The sequence below is a fragment of the Paracoccus nototheniae genome, from assembly GCF_004335005.1.
Taxonomy (GTDB): Bacteria; Pseudomonadota; Alphaproteobacteria; order Rhodobacterales; family Rhodobacteraceae; genus Paracoccus; species Paracoccus nototheniae.
Window position 1 is genome coordinate 1 of the sequence record NZ_RQRT01000056.1, and the last position, 15,429, is coordinate 15,429.

General features: G+C 66.2%; 16 protein-coding genes. 12 read left to right on the forward strand and 4 right to left on the reverse strand.

The genetic code is table 11. The features are described 5' to 3' along the window. Nucleotides 1-172 precede the first annotated feature (172 nt). From EG885_RS16770 to EG885_RS16820, 11 genes are all read left to right on the forward strand, one after another. Nucleotides 173-1,135: an AraC family transcriptional regulator gene (locus tag EG885_RS16770; RefSeq protein WP_165571178.1), complete on the forward strand. Its 963-nt coding sequence runs from the start codon at nt 173-175 to the stop codon at nt 1,133-1,135. Nucleotides 1,136-1,340: 205 nt separating this feature from the next. After that, nucleotides 1,341-2,495 (forward strand): ABC transporter substrate-binding protein, encoded by a 1,155-nt coding sequence (locus EG885_RS16775; protein WP_131576760.1) that lies wholly within the window; start codon nt 1,341-1,343, stop codon nt 2,493-2,495. A gap of 65 nt (nt 2,496-2,560) precedes the next feature. Further along, complete coding sequence (locus tag EG885_RS16780; RefSeq protein ID WP_131576763.1) at nt 2,561-3,484, forward strand: branched-chain amino acid ABC transporter permease; 924 nt, start codon at nt 2,561-2,563, stop codon at nt 3,482-3,484. Further along, on the forward strand, nt 3,481-4,470 hold the full coding sequence (locus tag EG885_RS16785; RefSeq protein ID WP_131576766.1) for a branched-chain amino acid ABC transporter permease: 990 nt from the start codon (nt 3,481-3,483) through the stop codon (nt 4,468-4,470). The genes EG885_RS16780 and EG885_RS16785 overlap by 4 nt, the downstream gene beginning before the upstream one ends. After that, on the forward strand, nt 4,467-5,228 hold the full coding sequence (locus tag EG885_RS16790; RefSeq protein WP_131576769.1) for an ABC transporter ATP-binding protein: 762 nt from the start codon (nt 4,467-4,469) through the stop codon (nt 5,226-5,228). The genes EG885_RS16785 and EG885_RS16790 overlap by 4 nt, the downstream gene beginning before the upstream one ends. Next, on the forward strand, nt 5,222-5,917 hold the full coding sequence (locus EG885_RS16795; RefSeq protein ID WP_131576772.1) for an ABC transporter ATP-binding protein: 696 nt from the start codon (nt 5,222-5,224) through the stop codon (nt 5,915-5,917). The genes EG885_RS16790 and EG885_RS16795 overlap by 7 nt, the downstream gene beginning before the upstream one ends. A gap of 106 nt (nt 5,918-6,023) precedes the next feature. Further along, nucleotides 6,024-7,664, forward strand: a complete 1,641-nt coding sequence (locus EG885_RS16800) for an AMP-binding protein (RefSeq protein ID WP_131576775.1) — start codon at nt 6,024-6,026, stop codon at nt 7,662-7,664. Further along, entirely contained in the window at nt 7,664-8,488 is an 825-nt protein-coding gene (locus EG885_RS16805) for an alpha/beta hydrolase (protein WP_131576777.1), read from the forward strand. The genes EG885_RS16800 and EG885_RS16805 overlap by 1 nt, the downstream gene beginning before the upstream one ends. Nucleotides 8,489-8,590: 102 nt before the next feature. Next, nucleotides 8,591-9,016 carry a cupin domain-containing protein gene (locus EG885_RS16810; protein WP_131576779.1) on the forward strand — a complete coding sequence of 142 codons (426 nt, stop codon included), beginning with the start codon at nt 8,591-8,593 and terminating at the stop codon, nt 9,014-9,016. 19 nt (nt 9,017-9,035) lie between these two features. Next, nucleotides 9,036-9,878 (forward strand): fumarylacetoacetate hydrolase family protein, encoded by an 843-nt coding sequence (locus tag EG885_RS16815; protein ID WP_131576781.1) that lies wholly within the window; start codon nt 9,036-9,038, stop codon nt 9,876-9,878. Further along, a complete protein-coding gene (locus EG885_RS16820) occupies nt 9,875-10,684 on the forward strand; it encodes an SDR family NAD(P)-dependent oxidoreductase (protein WP_131576783.1) in 810 nt (269 codons plus the stop codon). Before EG885_RS16815 ends, EG885_RS16820 begins: the two co-directional genes overlap by 4 nt. Nucleotides 10,685-10,717: 33 nt before the next feature. On the opposite strand, the gene EG885_RS16825 is transcribed toward EG885_RS16820, so the two are convergent. The 4 genes from EG885_RS16825 to EG885_RS16840 all read right to left on the reverse strand — a co-directional run bounded on the left by EG885_RS16825 (nt 10,718) and on the right by EG885_RS16840 (nt 14,796). After that, entirely contained in the window at nt 10,718-11,182 is a 465-nt protein-coding gene (locus EG885_RS16825; RefSeq protein ID WP_131576785.1) for a MarR family winged helix-turn-helix transcriptional regulator, read from the reverse strand. 137 nt (nt 11,183-11,319) lie between these two features. Then, entirely contained in the window at nt 11,320-11,730 is a 411-nt protein-coding gene (locus EG885_RS16830; RefSeq protein WP_131576787.1) for a RidA family protein, read from the reverse strand. 49 nt (nt 11,731-11,779) lie between these two features. After that, nucleotides 11,780-12,520, reverse strand: coding sequence for an SDR family NAD(P)-dependent oxidoreductase (locus EG885_RS16835; RefSeq protein WP_131576789.1), 741 nt, complete (start codon nt 12,518-12,520; stop codon nt 11,780-11,782). After that, on the reverse strand, nt 12,517-14,796 hold the full coding sequence (locus EG885_RS16840; protein ID WP_131576791.1) for a bifunctional salicylyl-CoA 5-hydroxylase/oxidoreductase: 2,280 nt from the start codon (nt 14,794-14,796) through the stop codon (nt 12,517-12,519). The genes EG885_RS16835 and EG885_RS16840 overlap by 4 nt, the downstream gene beginning before the upstream one ends. Before the next feature lie 186 nt (nt 14,797-14,982). On the opposite strand from EG885_RS16840, the gene EG885_RS16845 reads away from it, so the two are divergent. Further along, on the forward strand, nt 14,983-15,411 hold the full coding sequence (locus tag EG885_RS16845) for an acyl-CoA thioesterase (RefSeq protein WP_131576793.1): 429 nt from the start codon (nt 14,983-14,985) through the stop codon (nt 15,409-15,411). Nucleotides 15,412-15,429: the final 18 nt, after the last annotated feature.

Here is a 15,429-nt window from a genome sequence, read left to right on the forward strand (position 1 = left end):
GTCGTCGATGCCTGCTTGTGAAGAGAGATCAGCATCCTCGCCTCCCGTCCCGAAACTCGGCCAGGATCGATCTTGCCACGAAGAACGCGGTCCGGCGAGGGTCTATGTGATCATCCGGGATGGAACACCTAGGTTTCGCCGCATCGGTTGGCTGACCTACAAGGAGTCGGGGATGGATCACGCACCGCTGTGGCGCCGGTCGGATTCGCTGGACGAATTCGCGATGACCATGTCGGGCCTGCTGCGCCCCTGCAAGGTTCAGGGCCGCGCGCGCACCCGCTATCGCACCGAGGTGCTGCATGGCAGGCTGGGACAGGTGGGGCTGACCACCGTATCCCTTGGCGGCGAGGCGCAGGTCCGGGTCTCGGCGGAAAAGGGCATCTCGCTGCTGCAGATCCCGCTGCGGGGGGCGTTTTCGGCCACCGACCGGTATGGGGGACAGATGCAGTTCGCCGAAGGCCGCGCCGCGCAGATCGTCGGTCCCGACAGCGAGATCCAGCTGGATTTCCGCCCCGACACCCGGATGCTGATCGTGGATCTGTGCGCCCCGCAGCTGGAGGCCATCGGCGGGCGCGCCCTGTTCTCGCGCGTGGCCCGCGACCGGCCCGCCATGCCGCTGACCGGTCAGGGGGCCGCGCGGCTGCTGCGCCTGCTGGATTTCCTGCTGGCCGAGGTCGGCGCAGGCACCCCCCACCCCGAGGCCGATCTGCGTCTGGAACAGGCATTGATCCTGTTGATCGGGGCGTTTCTGCAAACAGAAGCCCCCGATCCGGCGCGCCCTGTCGGGCCGCTGCCCCTGTCCCTGCGCCGGGCCGAGGGGTTCATGGCGGCGCATCTTGATCTCGACCTGACGCCCGCCCGGATCGCCGAGGCCGCGGGCACCAGCCTGCGCAGCCTGCACCGGGTCTTTCGCACCCACCGGGCGACGACACCGCTGCTGGCGCTGAAATCCATGCGTCTGGACCGCGCGCGGGACGAGATCGCGGCCGGGCGCGTCGGCGGTGACGGGCTGACCGGTCTGGCCCTGCGCTGCGGGTTCAATCACATGGGTCTGTTCGCGGCGGATTTCCGGCAGCGCTTTGGCCAACTGCCGTCCCGCATGGCACAGGATCGCCGCCAATCGCGGCAGGTTTGATTTAAGCCTGAAATTGATGGGATGCTCCGCAGCAGGTGCTGCTTGTCGTTCGGGCAGTCCTCGGCAAGCTTTTCCGTCGATCGCCGCAAGATCCGAACATTCTGCTTGGGGTGCGACAATTTTTCTTGCGTGGCAGAAGTTTTATGTATGAAACTGTTGAGAACTGATCCGGACAAGGTCAGACCCCCAACAGGAGCCCCTTTCGATGCGCAAACTGGCCCTTTCGACCAGCCTTCTGCTGACCACCGCCACCATGGCCCTGGCGGATGATCCCGTCAGGATCGGCGTTCTTCTGACCCTGTCCGGCCCGCCTGCGGTGTTGGGCGAACATGCCCGCGACGGCATCCTTCTGGCCGAAAAGATGCTGGAGGGGAAAATCGGCGGGCGCGAGGCCCAGATTATCGTCGTCGATGACGAGGGCAAGCCCGACATCGCCGCCCAGAAGGCCCGCGAACTGGTCGAGGGGCAAGGCGTCGATTTCGTCATCGGCCCGATCTTTTCCAACATCATGACCGCGATTGCCGCCCCCGTGACCTCGGCAGGCGGCATTCTGGTGTCGCCGAATGCCGGACCATCCAGTTTCGCGGGCGCCGAGTGCAACCCCGACATCTTTGTCGTGTCCTATCAGAACGACCAGATGCCGCAGGTTCTGGCCGAACACATGAACCGCGAGGGGATCGAGACCGCCTATCTGCTGGCCCCCAATTATCAGGCCGGACAGGACAGTCTGAACGGCTTCAAGTCGCTGTTCAAAGGTCAGGTTCTGGGCGAGTTGTATGTCCCCTTGGGCCAGCTGGATTTCTCGGGTGAACTGGCGCAGATCGCGGCGGCGGGGCCGCAGGCGGTCTATACCTTCATGCCGGGCGGCATGGGCGTCAATCTGGTGCGGCAATGGTCGCAGGCGGGGCTGTCGGGCATTCCGATGATGTCGGCCTTTACCGTGGACGAAACCACACTGCCCGCCGAACAGGACGCGGCCCTTGGCATGCTGACCGGGTCGAACTGGGCGCCCGATCTGGACACGCCCGGCAATGCGGAATTCGTCACCGCCTTCAAGACCGATTACGGGCGGGTGCCGTCGCTTTATGCGGTGGGCGGCTATGACGCGATGATGCTGATCGACAGCGCCGTCGCCGCCGCCGGGACCGAGGACCGCGACGCCCTGCGCGCGGCGCTGAAGGCCGCCGATTTCGACAGCCTGCGCGGCAGCTTCGCCTTTTCGTCCAACAATTTCCCCATTCAGGATTTCTACCTGACAGAGGCGATCAAGGATGACGAAGGGTTCTATCGCACCTCGGTCGTGGAAAAGGTCTTTACCGCCGCAGCCGACCCTTACGTGGCCCAGTGCCCGCTGGACTGATCGTCCCCGCCCCGGTCCCTGCCCCCGTGCGGGTGACCGGGGCGTCGCCCTGACGAGGATACGGAATGTTTAACCTTTTCCTGCTGCAACTGCTGAATGGCGCCCAGTTTGGCATCCTGCTGTTTCTGGTCGCCGCCGGCCTGACGCTGGTCTTTGGCATCATGGATTTCATCAATCTGGCGCATGGCGTGCTGTATATGGTCGGCGGCTATGTGATGGCGATGATGATCGGGGTCACCGGCCATTTCTGGCTGTCGCTGGCCTTGGTCCTGCCCGTCACGCTGGCCGTGGGGCTGGTGCTGGAGGTGCTGGTCTTTCGCCGCCTCTATGACCGGTCGCATCTGGATCAGGTGCTGGCGACCTTTGGTCTGGTGCTGGTCTTGACGGAACTGGTCAAGATCCTGTGGGGCTCGGCCCCCCTGTCGGTGCCGCTGCCCGAGATGCTGTCGGGATCGGTGCCGCTGGCCGGGCCGATGCGCTATCCCGTCTATCGGATCGCGGTGATCGCGGTCGGGCTGGGGGTCGCGCTTGGCCTGTGGTTCGTGATCGCGCGGACCCGGGTCGGCATGCTGCTGCGGGCGGGGGCGGCCAACCGGGCGATGGTGTCGGCCCTCGGGGTCAATATCAACGCGCTGTTCATGCTGGTCTTTGCCATGGGCGCGATGCTGGCGGGCTTTGCCGGGGCGATCGTGTCGCCGATCCTGTCGGTCGATCCGGGCATGGGTGACAGCATCCTGATCCTGACCTTTGTGGTGATCGTCATCGGCGGCGTCGGATCGGTCAAGGGCGCCTTTTTCGCAGCCCTTCTGGTCGGCATCACCGACACGCTTGGCCGCATGTTCGGCCCGATCCTGCTGAATGCGGTGATGGAGCCGTCGGCTGCCGCTCAGGCCGGGCGCACCATCGCGCCGATGCTGGTCTATATCCTGATGGCGGCGGTGTTGTTCTGGCGCCCCGCTGGCCTGTTCGGGCGGAGCGTGGCGCGATGACCGACATCGCCCCCGCCCTGTCCGCCCCCCGCAGCCGTCTGGCCGGTCGGCTGAAGATTGCCCTCGCGATATTCGCGGTCATGGCCGTGGTCCCGCCGCTGGCCACAGCGATCGGAGAGCCGTTCCTGATCGTCATCGCCACGCGCATGATGATCTTTGCCATCGCCGCTTTGTCGCTGGATCTGATCCTGGGCTATGGCGCGATGGTGTCCTTTGGCCATGCCGCCTATCTGGGGTTCGGCGCCTATGCGGTGGCGATCCTGTCGCGGGCGGGCATCGACGATCTGATGGTCCAGATCGTCGCCGGGATGGCGGTCTCGGCGCTGTTCGCGGTCGTGACGGGCGCCATCTCGCTGCGCACGCGCGGGGTCTATTTCATCATGATCACGCTGGCTTTCGGGCAGATGGCCTATTTCTTCTTCGTGTCCTTTTCGGCCCTGGGCGGCGATGACGGGGTGGCGCTGGCGGGGCGGTCGACCCTGCTGGGCCTGCCCTTGCTGCAATCGGCGCAGGGGCTGTTCTATACCACGCTGATCCTGCTGGTTCTGGTCTTTGCGGGCCTGTATCGGCTAACCCTGTCGCGGTTCGGGCGGGTGCTGACCGGGACGCGGGAAAACGCGCTGCGGATGCAGGCGATCGGGTTCCGGGCCTTTCCCTATCAGCTGACCGCCTATGTCATCGCGGCCTGCCTCTGTTCGGTGGCGGGGGTGCTGCTGGCCAATCAGGCGATCTATGTCTCTCCGGCCTATATGGGCTGGCACCGGGCAGGAGAGCTGATCGTGATGCTGGTGCTTGGCGGGGTCGGCAGCCTGACCGGCGCCCTGACCGGCGCGCTGGTCACCGTCGCGCTGGAAGAGGGACTGGCCCGCTGGTCCGAACATTGGCGGCTGGCCTTCGGCCTGATCCTGGTGGGGGTGGCGTTGTTTTCGCCCGGCGGGCTTTCGGGGTTGCTGGCACGCATGACCATGGGCAGGGACAAGTCATGACCGGACCGCTGCTGCAGGTGCAGAACCTGAACAAGGCTTACGGCGCGCTGAAGGTGACGCAGGATGTGTCGCTGGACGTGCACGAGCATCAGATCCACGCCATCATCGGCCCCAATGGCGCGGGCAAGACGACGCTGATCGCACAGCTGTCGGGCCAGTTGCGCCCTGACAGCGGGCGGGTGATCTATGCGGGGGCCGACATCACCGGCCTTGATATGGCAGCACGGGTGGGTCGGGGGCTGGCGCGGTCGTTCCAGCTGACGACCCTGCTGCCCGGCTTCAGCGCGCTGGACAATGTGGCTTTGGCCGTACAGGCGCGGGCCGGGTCGTCCTTTCGGTTCTTTCGGCCCGCGGCGGCGGAACGCGCGCTGAACGACCGGGCGATGGAATGTCTGGAGGATGTCGGCCTGTCGGGCCGCGCCGACCGGCTGGCAGGATCGCTGAGCCATGGCGAAAAGCGCCAGCTTGAAATGGCCGTGGCGCTGGCGACCGAGCCGCGCCTGCTGCTGCTGGACGAGCCTCTGGCCGGAACCGGGCATGAAGAGGCCGCCGAACTGGTCACGCTGTTCCGGCGGCTGAAACCCCGGGTGACGATGATGCTGATCGAACATGACATGGATGCGGTCTTTGCACTGGCCGATTGCGTGTCCGTGCTGGTCTATGGCCAGATCGTGGCCAGCGGCGATCCCGCATCGGTGCGCGCCGACCCGCAGGTGCGCGCCGCCTATCTGGGCGAAGAGGAGACCGCGCCATGCTGACCGTCGAAGGCTTGCAGGCATCCTATGGCGACAGCCGGGTGCTGTTCGGCATCGATCTGAGCGTCGCGCAGGGCGAGGTGGTGACCCTGCTGGGCCGCAACGGCATGGGCAAGACGACCACGGTGCGGTCGATCTTTGGCCTGCTGCGCCCGCAGGGGGGCCGGGTGTCGGTGAACGGACGCGACCTGACGGCGGCCTCGCCGCATCTGGTGGCGCGCGCCGGGCTGGGGCTGGTCCCCGAGGGGCGGCAGATCTTTGCCCCCCTGTCGGTCGAGGAAAACCTGATCGCCACCGCCCGCAGGCGCGGCCACGCCAAATGGACGCTGGACAAGGTCTATGGCCTGTTCCCCCGGCTACGCGAACGCCGCCGCAACATGGGCGATCAGCTGTCGGGCGGTGAACAGCAGATGCTGGCCGTGGGCCGCGCGCTGATGACCAACCCGGCGCTGATCGTGCTGGACGAGGCGACCGAGGGGCTGGCCCCGCTGATCCGGGACGAGATCTGGTCCTGCCTGCGCCATCTCAAGGACGAGGGCGAGGCGATCCTGGTCATCGACAAGAACATCGACGCCCTGTCGCGGCTGGCCGACCGGCATGTCGTCATCGAAAAAGGCCGCGTCGTCTGGACCGGCAGCACCGCCGACCTGATCGCCACGCCCGAGGTCAAGACCCGCTTTCTGCAGGTCTGACGCCAGCCCGCCCCGTCAAGGGGCCGGATCACGCGCACATATTATAGGCCTGAAATATCAAGGCTTAAAACGAATGACATCACTCGCCATACGGGGAAAGCCATCCATGCTCGGTCTGACCACCCATACGGATACGTTCTGCCGCGACAACCTGCCGCCGCCAGACCGCCAGCCGGTCTTTCTGCTTGACGGGTTCGATTACCCCGAGACGCTGAATGCGGCGGTCGAGCTGACCGACCGCATGGTCGAACGCGGCTTTGGCGACCGGATCGCGCTGATCGGTCAGGGACGCAGCCGCACCTATGCCGAGCTGGCCGACTGGACCAGCCGCATCGCCCGCGTGCTGGTCGAGGATCATGGCATCCGCCCCGGCAACCGCATCCTGATCCGCGCGCCCAATACCCCCGCGCTGGTCGCCTGCTGGCTTGGCGCGACCAAGGCGGGGGCGGTGGTGGTCAACACCATGCCGATGCTGCGCAAAAAGGAACTGCTGCAGCATACCGAAAAAGCGCAGATCACCCTGGCCTTGTGCGACATGCGGATGCTGGACGAGATGCAGGCCTGCATGGCCGAAAGCGCCCATCTGACACGGATCGTCGGCTTTGATGGCACTGCCGCGCTGGATGGCGATCTGGACCGCGCCGCGATGGCCAAGCCCGCCGGCCCATTCTGGGTCGAGACCGGGCGCGACGACGTGGCGCTGCTGGGCTTCACCTCGGGCTCGACCGGGGTGCCCAAGGCGACCATGCATTTCCACCGCGACCTGATGATCATCGCCGACGGCTATGCACGAGAGGTTCTGGACGTGCAGCCGGACGATATCTTCGTCGGCTCTCCGCCCTTGGCCTTTACCTTTGGGCTGGGGGGGCTGGCGATCTTTCCGCTGCGCTTTGGCGCCTCGGCGGTGCTTCTGGAACGCGCCTCGCCCGCCGAGATGATCGGCATCATCCAGTCGCATCGCGCCACGATCTGCTTTACCGCCCCCACCGCCTATCGCGCCATGCTGGCCGCGATGGAAGAAGGCGCCGATCTGTCATCCCTGCGCTGCGCCGTCTCGGCGGGGGAAACCCTGCCCGCGCCGGTCTTTGACGCCTGGCTGGCGCGCACCGGTCTGCCGCTGCTGGACGGCATCGGCGGAACCGAGATGCTGCACATCTATCTGTCGAACCGGCTTGGCGATGCCCGCCCCGGCGTGACCGGCAGGCCGCTGACCGGCTATCAGGCCAAGATCGTCGACGACACGATGACCGAGGTGCCGCGCGGCACCCCCGGTCATCTGGCGGTGCGCGGTCCGGTCGGCTGCCGCTATCTGGATGACGACCGCCAGACCGCCTATGTGCGCGACGGCTGGAACCTGCCCGGCGACACCTTCGTGCAGGATCAGGACGGGTATTTCCATTTTTCGGCACGCTCGGACGATATGATCGTGTCGTCGGGCTATAACATCGCCGCCCCCGAGGTGGAATCGGCCCTGCTGGCGCATGATGACGTGGCCGAATGCGCCGTGATCGGCGCGGCGGACGAGGCACGGGGCATCATCGTGCAGGCCCATATCGTGCTGCGCCCCGGCGTTTCCGCCGATGCCGCCAAAGCCGTCGAGCTGCAGGATTTCGTCAAGCGCACCATCGCGCCCTATAAATACCCCCGCTCGGTCATCTTCGCAGCCGCTTTGCCCCGGACGGAAAGCGGCAAGATCCAGCGGTTCCGCCTGAAGCAGCCACCCTCGGCCAGCGGGGGTGCGTCCTGATGTTCCCCCCGATCACGGATTGGGACGCCGCCTATGACAATGCCCCCGCGATTCCCGACGGGGCCTCATGGCCGGGGCGGTGGATCGAACCGGCGCGGGATTTTCGGCAGGCGATGATGGCCCAGGGGCGGGCGCGGCTGGATCTGGCCTATGGTCCCGGCGCGCGCAACCGGCTGGATCTGTTCCTGCCCAAGGGGACGCCCAAAGGGCTGGTCGTCTTTGTCCATGGCGGGTTCTGGATGGCGCTGGATCGCAGCTTCTGGTCGCATCTGGCGGCGGGGCCGCTGGCGCATGGCTATGCGGTGGCGATCCCGGAATACACGCTGTGCCCACAGATCCGCATCGCGGGCATTACGACGGAAACCGGCGCGGCCATCACCGCCGCCGCCGCGATGGTGGCAGGCCCGCTGCGGCTGGCCGGGCATTCGGCGGGCGGGCATCTGGTTACGCGGATGGTCAGCGCGACCTCGCCGCTCGGGGCTGGGTTGCGGGACCGGATCGCGGGGGTGATGTCGATTTCCGGCCTGCATGATCTGCGCCCGCTGCGCGCCACATGGCGGCAGGCGACCCTGTCGATCGACGCGGCCGAGGCCCTGTCCGAAAGCCCGGCCCTGCTGGAACCGCTGCCCGGAACGCGGCTGACCTGCTGGGCAGGCGCGCGCGAGACGTCCGAGTTTCTGCGCCAGAACGCGCTGCTGGCCAATATCTGGCGGGGGCTGGGGGCGGCGACAGCGGTGGTCGAGGAACCCGACCGGCATCATTTCGACATCATCGACGGGCTCGCCGATCCCGACCATCCGATGATCCGCGCGCTGCTGGCCTGATCCGGCCCCGCCCTCAGGAATTGCTTGAAGTCTAAAATAAACACTGCCACAGTTCGGCCAGCGCGGCCCCATCCGCGCCCATCTGCAGGGGAGGCAATCCAGATGACCGACAAGATCGTGCCCGTGGTGACGCGGGGCAATGCGCTGGATGGCGCGACGCTGCAATCGGGCGATTGCGTGCGCCAGTCGGGTGTCAGCCCGCAGCACACGCCCGCACAGAACCTGTGGTTCGGGCGGGTCAGCAATGCGCCGGGCCACCGATCACCGCCCCATCACCATGCGCATTCGGAAACCGGCGGCTATGTGCTGTCGGGCCATGGGCGGATCTATTTCGGCGACGATTACGCCGAATTCATCGACATGTTCGAAGGCGATTTTGTCTTTGTCCCGCCCTTCATGCCGCATGTCGAGGTGAACATGAGCACGACTGACGACCTGGTCTGGCTGACCTGCCGTACGCCCGACAATCTGGTCACGAACCTTCCCGAGGTGCCCGATGCGGCGCTGGCCGGCTATCGTCGCGCCTGAGGCGCGGAAAGGACGAACGATGAAACTGCTTCGCTATGGTCCGCCGGGCGCCGAACGCCCCGGCATGCTGGACGGTGATGGCGCGCTGCGCGATCTGTCGGGCCTGCTGCCCGAGATCGACGGCGCCGCCCTGTCGCCCGCCACCCTGTCGCATCTGGCGGCGATCGATCCCGCCAGCCTGCCGCTGGTGCCGGGCACCCCGCGCATCGGCGCCCCGGTCGCGCGTCCGGGCAAGTTTCTGTGCATCGGCCTGAACTATGCCGATCACGCCCGTGAGACCGGCAAGGAACCCCCGACCGAGCCGGTGCTGTTTTCCAAGGCCACCAGCGCCTTCAGCGGCCCCGACGACGATGTGCAGATCCCCCGCGGATCGGACCGCACCGATTGGGAGGTCGAGCTGGGCATCGTCATCGGCACCCGCGCAAAATATCTGGACAAGGATGCGGCGCTGGATCACGTCGCGGGCTATGTCCTGATCAATGACGTGTCCGAGCGTCGCTTTCAGTCCGAACGGGGCGGCCAATGGACCAAGGGCAAAAGCCACGACACCTTCGGCCCGACCGGCCCCTGGCTGGTCACCAAAGACGAGATCGCGGATGTCCAGAATATCGATCTGTGGCTGGAGGTTGACGGCGAACGCCGCCAGACCGGCAACACCCGCACGATGATCTTTGGCGTGGCGCATCTGGTCTGGTACGTGTCGCAGTTCATGACGCTGGAGCCGGGTGACATCATCGCCACCGGCACGCCTCCGGGTGTGGGTCTGGGCATGACACCGCCCACCTTCCTGCGCGCGGGTCAGGTGGTGACGCTTGGCGCCACCGGTCTGGGCCAGCAGCGCCAGCGCATGGTTCCCGCATGAGCGGCGCGATGGACAGGCTGCGGGATGCGCTGACCGATCTGTCGGGCCGCACCGCCATCGTCACCGGCGGCGCCCGCGGTCAGGGCGCGGTCGAGGCCGAATTGCTGGCCACCGCAGGCGCCTTTGTCGTGATCTGCGACGTGCTGGCGGATGAAGGCCGGGCGCTGGCCGACCGACTGACGGCGGCGGGCCACGGCGCGGTGTTCCAGCCGCTGGACGTGACCCGGTCCGCCGATTGGGCGCAAGCGGTCGATCTGGCGCGCGACCGGACCGGGCGGCTGGATATCCTTGTGAACAATGCGGGGATTATCAACCGCAAGATCATCCGCGCCATGTCGGTCGAGGAATGGCGGCAGGTGATGGATGTGAACGCGACCGGCGCCTTTCTGGGCATCAAGACCGCCGCGCCGGTGATGGCGGCCTCGGGCGGGGGCAGCATCATCAACATCTCGTCCAATAGCGGGTTTTCGGGGCATTACGACCCGGCCTATACCGCGTCGAAATGGGCGCTGCGCGGGCTGACCCGCACGGCGGCGATGGAGCTGGCCGAGGATCGCATCCGCGTCAACGCCATCTGTCCCGGCCTGATCGTGACCGATCTGAACCGCAATTCCGCGCATCTGGGACCGATGATCGCCATGACCCCGATGGCCCGCCCCGGCGAGGCCGAAGAGGTCGCGCAGCTGGTGCTGTTTCTGGCATCCGACGCGTCGCGGTTCATCACCGGCGAGGATATCGTCATCGATGGCGGCTTTACGGCGGGCGCGGGCTATCGTCGCGTGGCCAAGGACACCGGGCTGCTTTGACGCCCCCCACCCTGCCCGCGCCCCGGGCAGGGATCACCGCTTGTGGCGGATGTCCAGCATGATCGAGATGCCGCGCGCCGCATCGACCTCGGCCACGTTTTCCAGCAATTCGTCGATCCAGCGCAGATGTTCGGCCACCATCTCGGTCATCAGCGCCTGACCTTCTGGGGTGATGCGCACCAGAAAGGCGCGGCGGTCGGCCTCGACCGTCTGGCGTTCGGCCAGACCGTCGGCCACCAGCCGGTCCACGACCCCGGTGACATTGCCGTTCGAGACGACCAGATACTGGGACAGCTCGCTCATCTTCATGCCATCGGGGGCGGCGTGCAGCGCGGCCAGAACGTCAAAGCGCGGCAGAGTGGTGTCGTACTGCGCCCGCAGCCGTTCGCGCAGCGCGCCTTCGACATGGCGGGTGGCCTTCAGCATCTGCAGCCACATGCGCAGCCGCTGCCGGGCCAGATGGTCATCGGTGATCTGGTGCCGGGCGTGCACATCCATGGTCGGTCTTTCCCCGCATCGTCGTTTTATTTCGTGTATCAAGTTTCACAGCCCGAGGCAAAGCGCGATTCCATTGGGGCGGTGCGATGGTACCGTGCCACAGAAACCGACAGGTTGAAGGATCGGGCAGGTTGCCGTCAGTCGGGGATGACGGCGGTCGCCTCGATCTCGATCCTGGCGGCGTCTTCCATCAGGGCGGTCACCTGAACCACGGCCATGGCGGGAAAATGGCGTCCGATCACCTCGCGATAGGCGGTGCCAAAGCCGCGCTGATTGGCCAGATATTCCTGTTTGTCGGTGATGTACCACGTCAGCCGGACCAGATGGTCGGGCCGCGCGCCCGCCTGATCCAGAACCGCGACGATATTGATCAGCGTCTGCCGGAACTGGCCCAGCATGTCCAGGTGATCCCATTCCTGCCGCGCGTTCCAGCCGATCAGCCCGCCGGTGACGACGATCCGACCCTGCGCCATCATCCCGTTGGCATAGCCCCGGGCGGGCATCCAGCCATCGGGTTGCAGGAACATATGGGGCGTGGGTGAGGTCATGGCAGGGTCTTTCGTCTCGACTGGAAAAATAATGGCGGGGGCGCAGCGATCAGATCTCGCCGCCCGCGACGGCGATGGCCTGACCGGTGATCATGTCCGATCCGGGGCCGCACAGCCATAACACGGTGCGGGCCACGTCCTCGGGGGGGACAAGGCGGCGCATGGGGTTCATCGCCTCCAGCGCGGCGCGGGCGTCCGCCGCGCTGCGCCCGGTGGCCTCGACGATGCCGGCGATGGATCTGTCGGTCATTTCGCTGTCCAGAAAACCGGGGCAGACGGCGTTGACGGTGATGCCCTTGCGCGCCAGTTCCGGGGCGACGGACCGCACCAGCCCCACCACCCCATGCTTGGCCGCCGCATAGGGCGCGACATAGGGATAACCCTTCAGCCCGGCGGTCGAGGCGATGGCGATCAGCCGTCCCCAGCCCTTGCCGCGCAAGGCCCGCGCACCCTCGCGCAGGGTCAGGAAGGTGCCGGTCAGGTTCACATCGATCATCCGGCGAAAGGCGTCCAGCTCGGTCCGTTCGAACGGCGCGCTGGCGGATGCCCCGGCATTGGCGATGACGATATCGGGCGCGGCCCCGGCGATGGCGGCAGCGATGGCGGGCTCGTCGGTGATGTCGCACAGCACGGCGCGGATGCCCGGATGGCGGGCGACGTCCTGCAGGGGTTCCTGCCTGCGCCCGCAGATCACCACCTGCGCCCCCGCATCGGCCAAGGCCCGCGCGATGGCCGCCCCCGCGCCGCTGCCGCCGCCGGTCACAAAGGCGGTCCTGCCCGCCAGCATCATGCGGGCGTCCGCGCGCGTTCGGCCAGTGTCAGGGCCTGACGGCGCCCGCCCTCATAGGGTTTGGGCCAGTCCTGATCGGCGTCGCCCAGATCCACGGCGGCATGCAGCGTCCAATAGGGATCGGCCAGATGCGGACGCGCCAGCAGCACCAGATCGGCCCGCCCCGCCATCAGGATCGAATTGACGTGATCGGCCTCATAGATATTGCCCGCGACCAGCGTGGGCAGGCCGACCTCGTTGCGGACCCGGTCCGCGAAGGGCACCTGAAACATCCGCCCATAGACCGGCTGTTCGGCCTTGTCGGTCTGGCCGGATGACACGTTGATCGCATCCGCCCCCGCATCGCGCAGCATCGCCGCGATGCGCACGGCCTCGTCCGGGGTCACGCCATCGTCACCCATCCAGTCATGGGCCGAGATGCGCACCGTCATCGGCTTGGCCGCAGGCCATGCCGCGCGCATCGCCGCAAAGACCCGCAGCGGGAACCGCATCCGGTTGTCCAGCGAGCCGCCATAATCGTCCGTCCGCCGGTTCGTCACCGGAGAGATGAACGAGGCCAGCAGATAGCCATGGGCGGCATGCATCTCGATCATGTCGAAACCTGCCGCATCGGCGGCCTGCGTGGCCTCAACGAACTGCGCGCAGACCCGGTCCATATCGCCGGGGTCCATCGCGCGCGGCACCGCATTGCCCGGCGCAAGCGGAATGGCCGAGGCCGAGATCAGCGGCCAGCCGCCCTGCTCCAGCGGTTTGTCCATCCCCTCCCATGCCAGACGGGTGGCGCCCTTGCGCCCGGCATGGCCGATCTGCGCGCAGATCCTGGCCGGGGTTTCGGCATGCACGAATTCGGTCAGGCGGCGCCATGCGGGCACCTGATCCGGGCCGATGCAGGGACAGCCCGGCGTGATCCGCCCGTCGGGGCTGACGCATAGCATCTCGGTAAAGACCAGCCCGGCGCCGCCCTTGGCGCGTTCGGCGTAATGGACGAAATGCCAGTCGGTGGGCATCCCGTCCTGGGCCTTGTATTGCGCCATGGGCGAGACGACGATCCGGTTCGCCAGCACCATGTCGCGCAGCGCAAAGGGGGCGAACATCGGGCGGCGGGTCGAATTGCTGCCCGCCTGCGCCTGAAACCACCGCTCGGCGGCGGCCAGCCAGTCGGGATCGCGCAGCCGCAGGTTTTCATGGCTGATGCGCTGCGACCGGGTCAGCAGGGCATAGGTGAACTGCATCAGGTCCAGATCCAGATGGCGGTCGATTTCCTCGAACCACTGGGTCGAATTTCGCGCAGCCGAGGTGACGCGCATCACCTGCAGCTTGCGGTCGTCCTGATAGCGTTGCAGCGCCTGCGCCAGCGGCTTGCCCGAATGCAGCTGATCGGCCAGCGCGATGGCGCTTTCCATGCCCAGCTTGGTCCCCGAACCGATCGAGAAATGCGCCGTGGCCGAGGCATCGCCCAGCAGCACCACATTGTCGAAATACCAATTTTCGCAGGTCACGCGCGGGAACCGGATCCAGGCCGAGCCGCGGATATGGCCCGCATTGGTCATCAGCGGATGGCCCCCCAGATGGCGGGCAAAGATCGTCTCGCACAGCGCCACGCTGTCCTGCTGGCTCAGCGTATCAAAGCCGAAGGCGCGATAGGTCTCAGGCCCGCATTCCACGATGAAGGTCGCGGTGTCATCGTCGAACTGATAGGCATGGGCCCAGATCCAGCCATGCTCGGTCCGCTCGAAGATAAAGGTGAAGGCGTCGTCGAATTTCTGCCGCGTGCCCAGCCAGACGAAATGGTTGCGCCCCAGTTCGGTCTGCGGCTGGAACCGGTCCTGATAGATCGCCCGCGTCCGTGAATTCAGCCCGTCTGCGGCGACGACCAGATCGAATTCATCCTTCAGCCCGGCGATGCGTTCGGGCGACAGTTCGGCCTGAAATTCCAGCCTGACGCCCAGATCCCGCGCGCGGTCCTGCAACAGCAGCAGCATCTTTTTGCGCCCGATGCCGCAGAACCCGTGCCCGCCCGAGGTCATCTGTTCATCGCCGCGCACGGTTTTCACGTCGTCCCAATAGGCAAAGCTGTCGCGGATCGCCTTTTCGCTGACCGGGTCGTTGCCGCCGAAATTCGACATGGTTTCATCCGACAGCACGACCCCCCAGCCAAAGGTGTCGTCGGCGCGGTTGCGTTCGTACAGGGTGATGTCATGGCCGCTGTCGCGAAGCTTCATCGAGATGGCGAAATACAGACCGGCAGGCCCGCCGCCCAGCACAGCAATCTTCATGACCAGACCTTTCCCCATTTGCCCGCAGGGGTCACCTTAGCGCGGCCCGAATATACTTCAAGACTAAAATATATTTCCGCCGAAGAACTGCCTTGGATCAGGCAGTCCTTGACCAACGGCCGATTGTTTATTCATACTTGAAACATGCTGCCCGCGCGCCCATTGGCGCCAGACACGAGGATTCCCATGCCCTTTACCATCCAAAAACCCATGCGCTTTGGCGATTGCGACCTGACTGGGATCGCCTATCACCCGGCCTATCTGTCGATGCTGGTCGATGTGAACGAGGCGATGTTCGCATCCTTTGGCGTGCCGTGGAAAGAGCTGATGTTCGACCGCCATCTGGGCCTGCCCACGGTGCGCATGAACATCCATTTCTCCAAGCCCGCCTTCTATGGCGACACGCTGGAATTCAACGTGCATGTCCGCAAGATCGGGCGATCCTCGCTGGATCTGTACACGGTCGTCACCGTCGAGGGGCAGGTGATCTGGACGATCGAACAGCTGATCGTCATGACCTCGACCAAGGATCACAAATCGCACCCCTGGCCCGATGATTGCCGCGCCGGGCTGGAACGCTATCTGGACGCGCCCGATGCGGTGGCACCGGCCTGAGGCCGGGCCCGTTGCCGG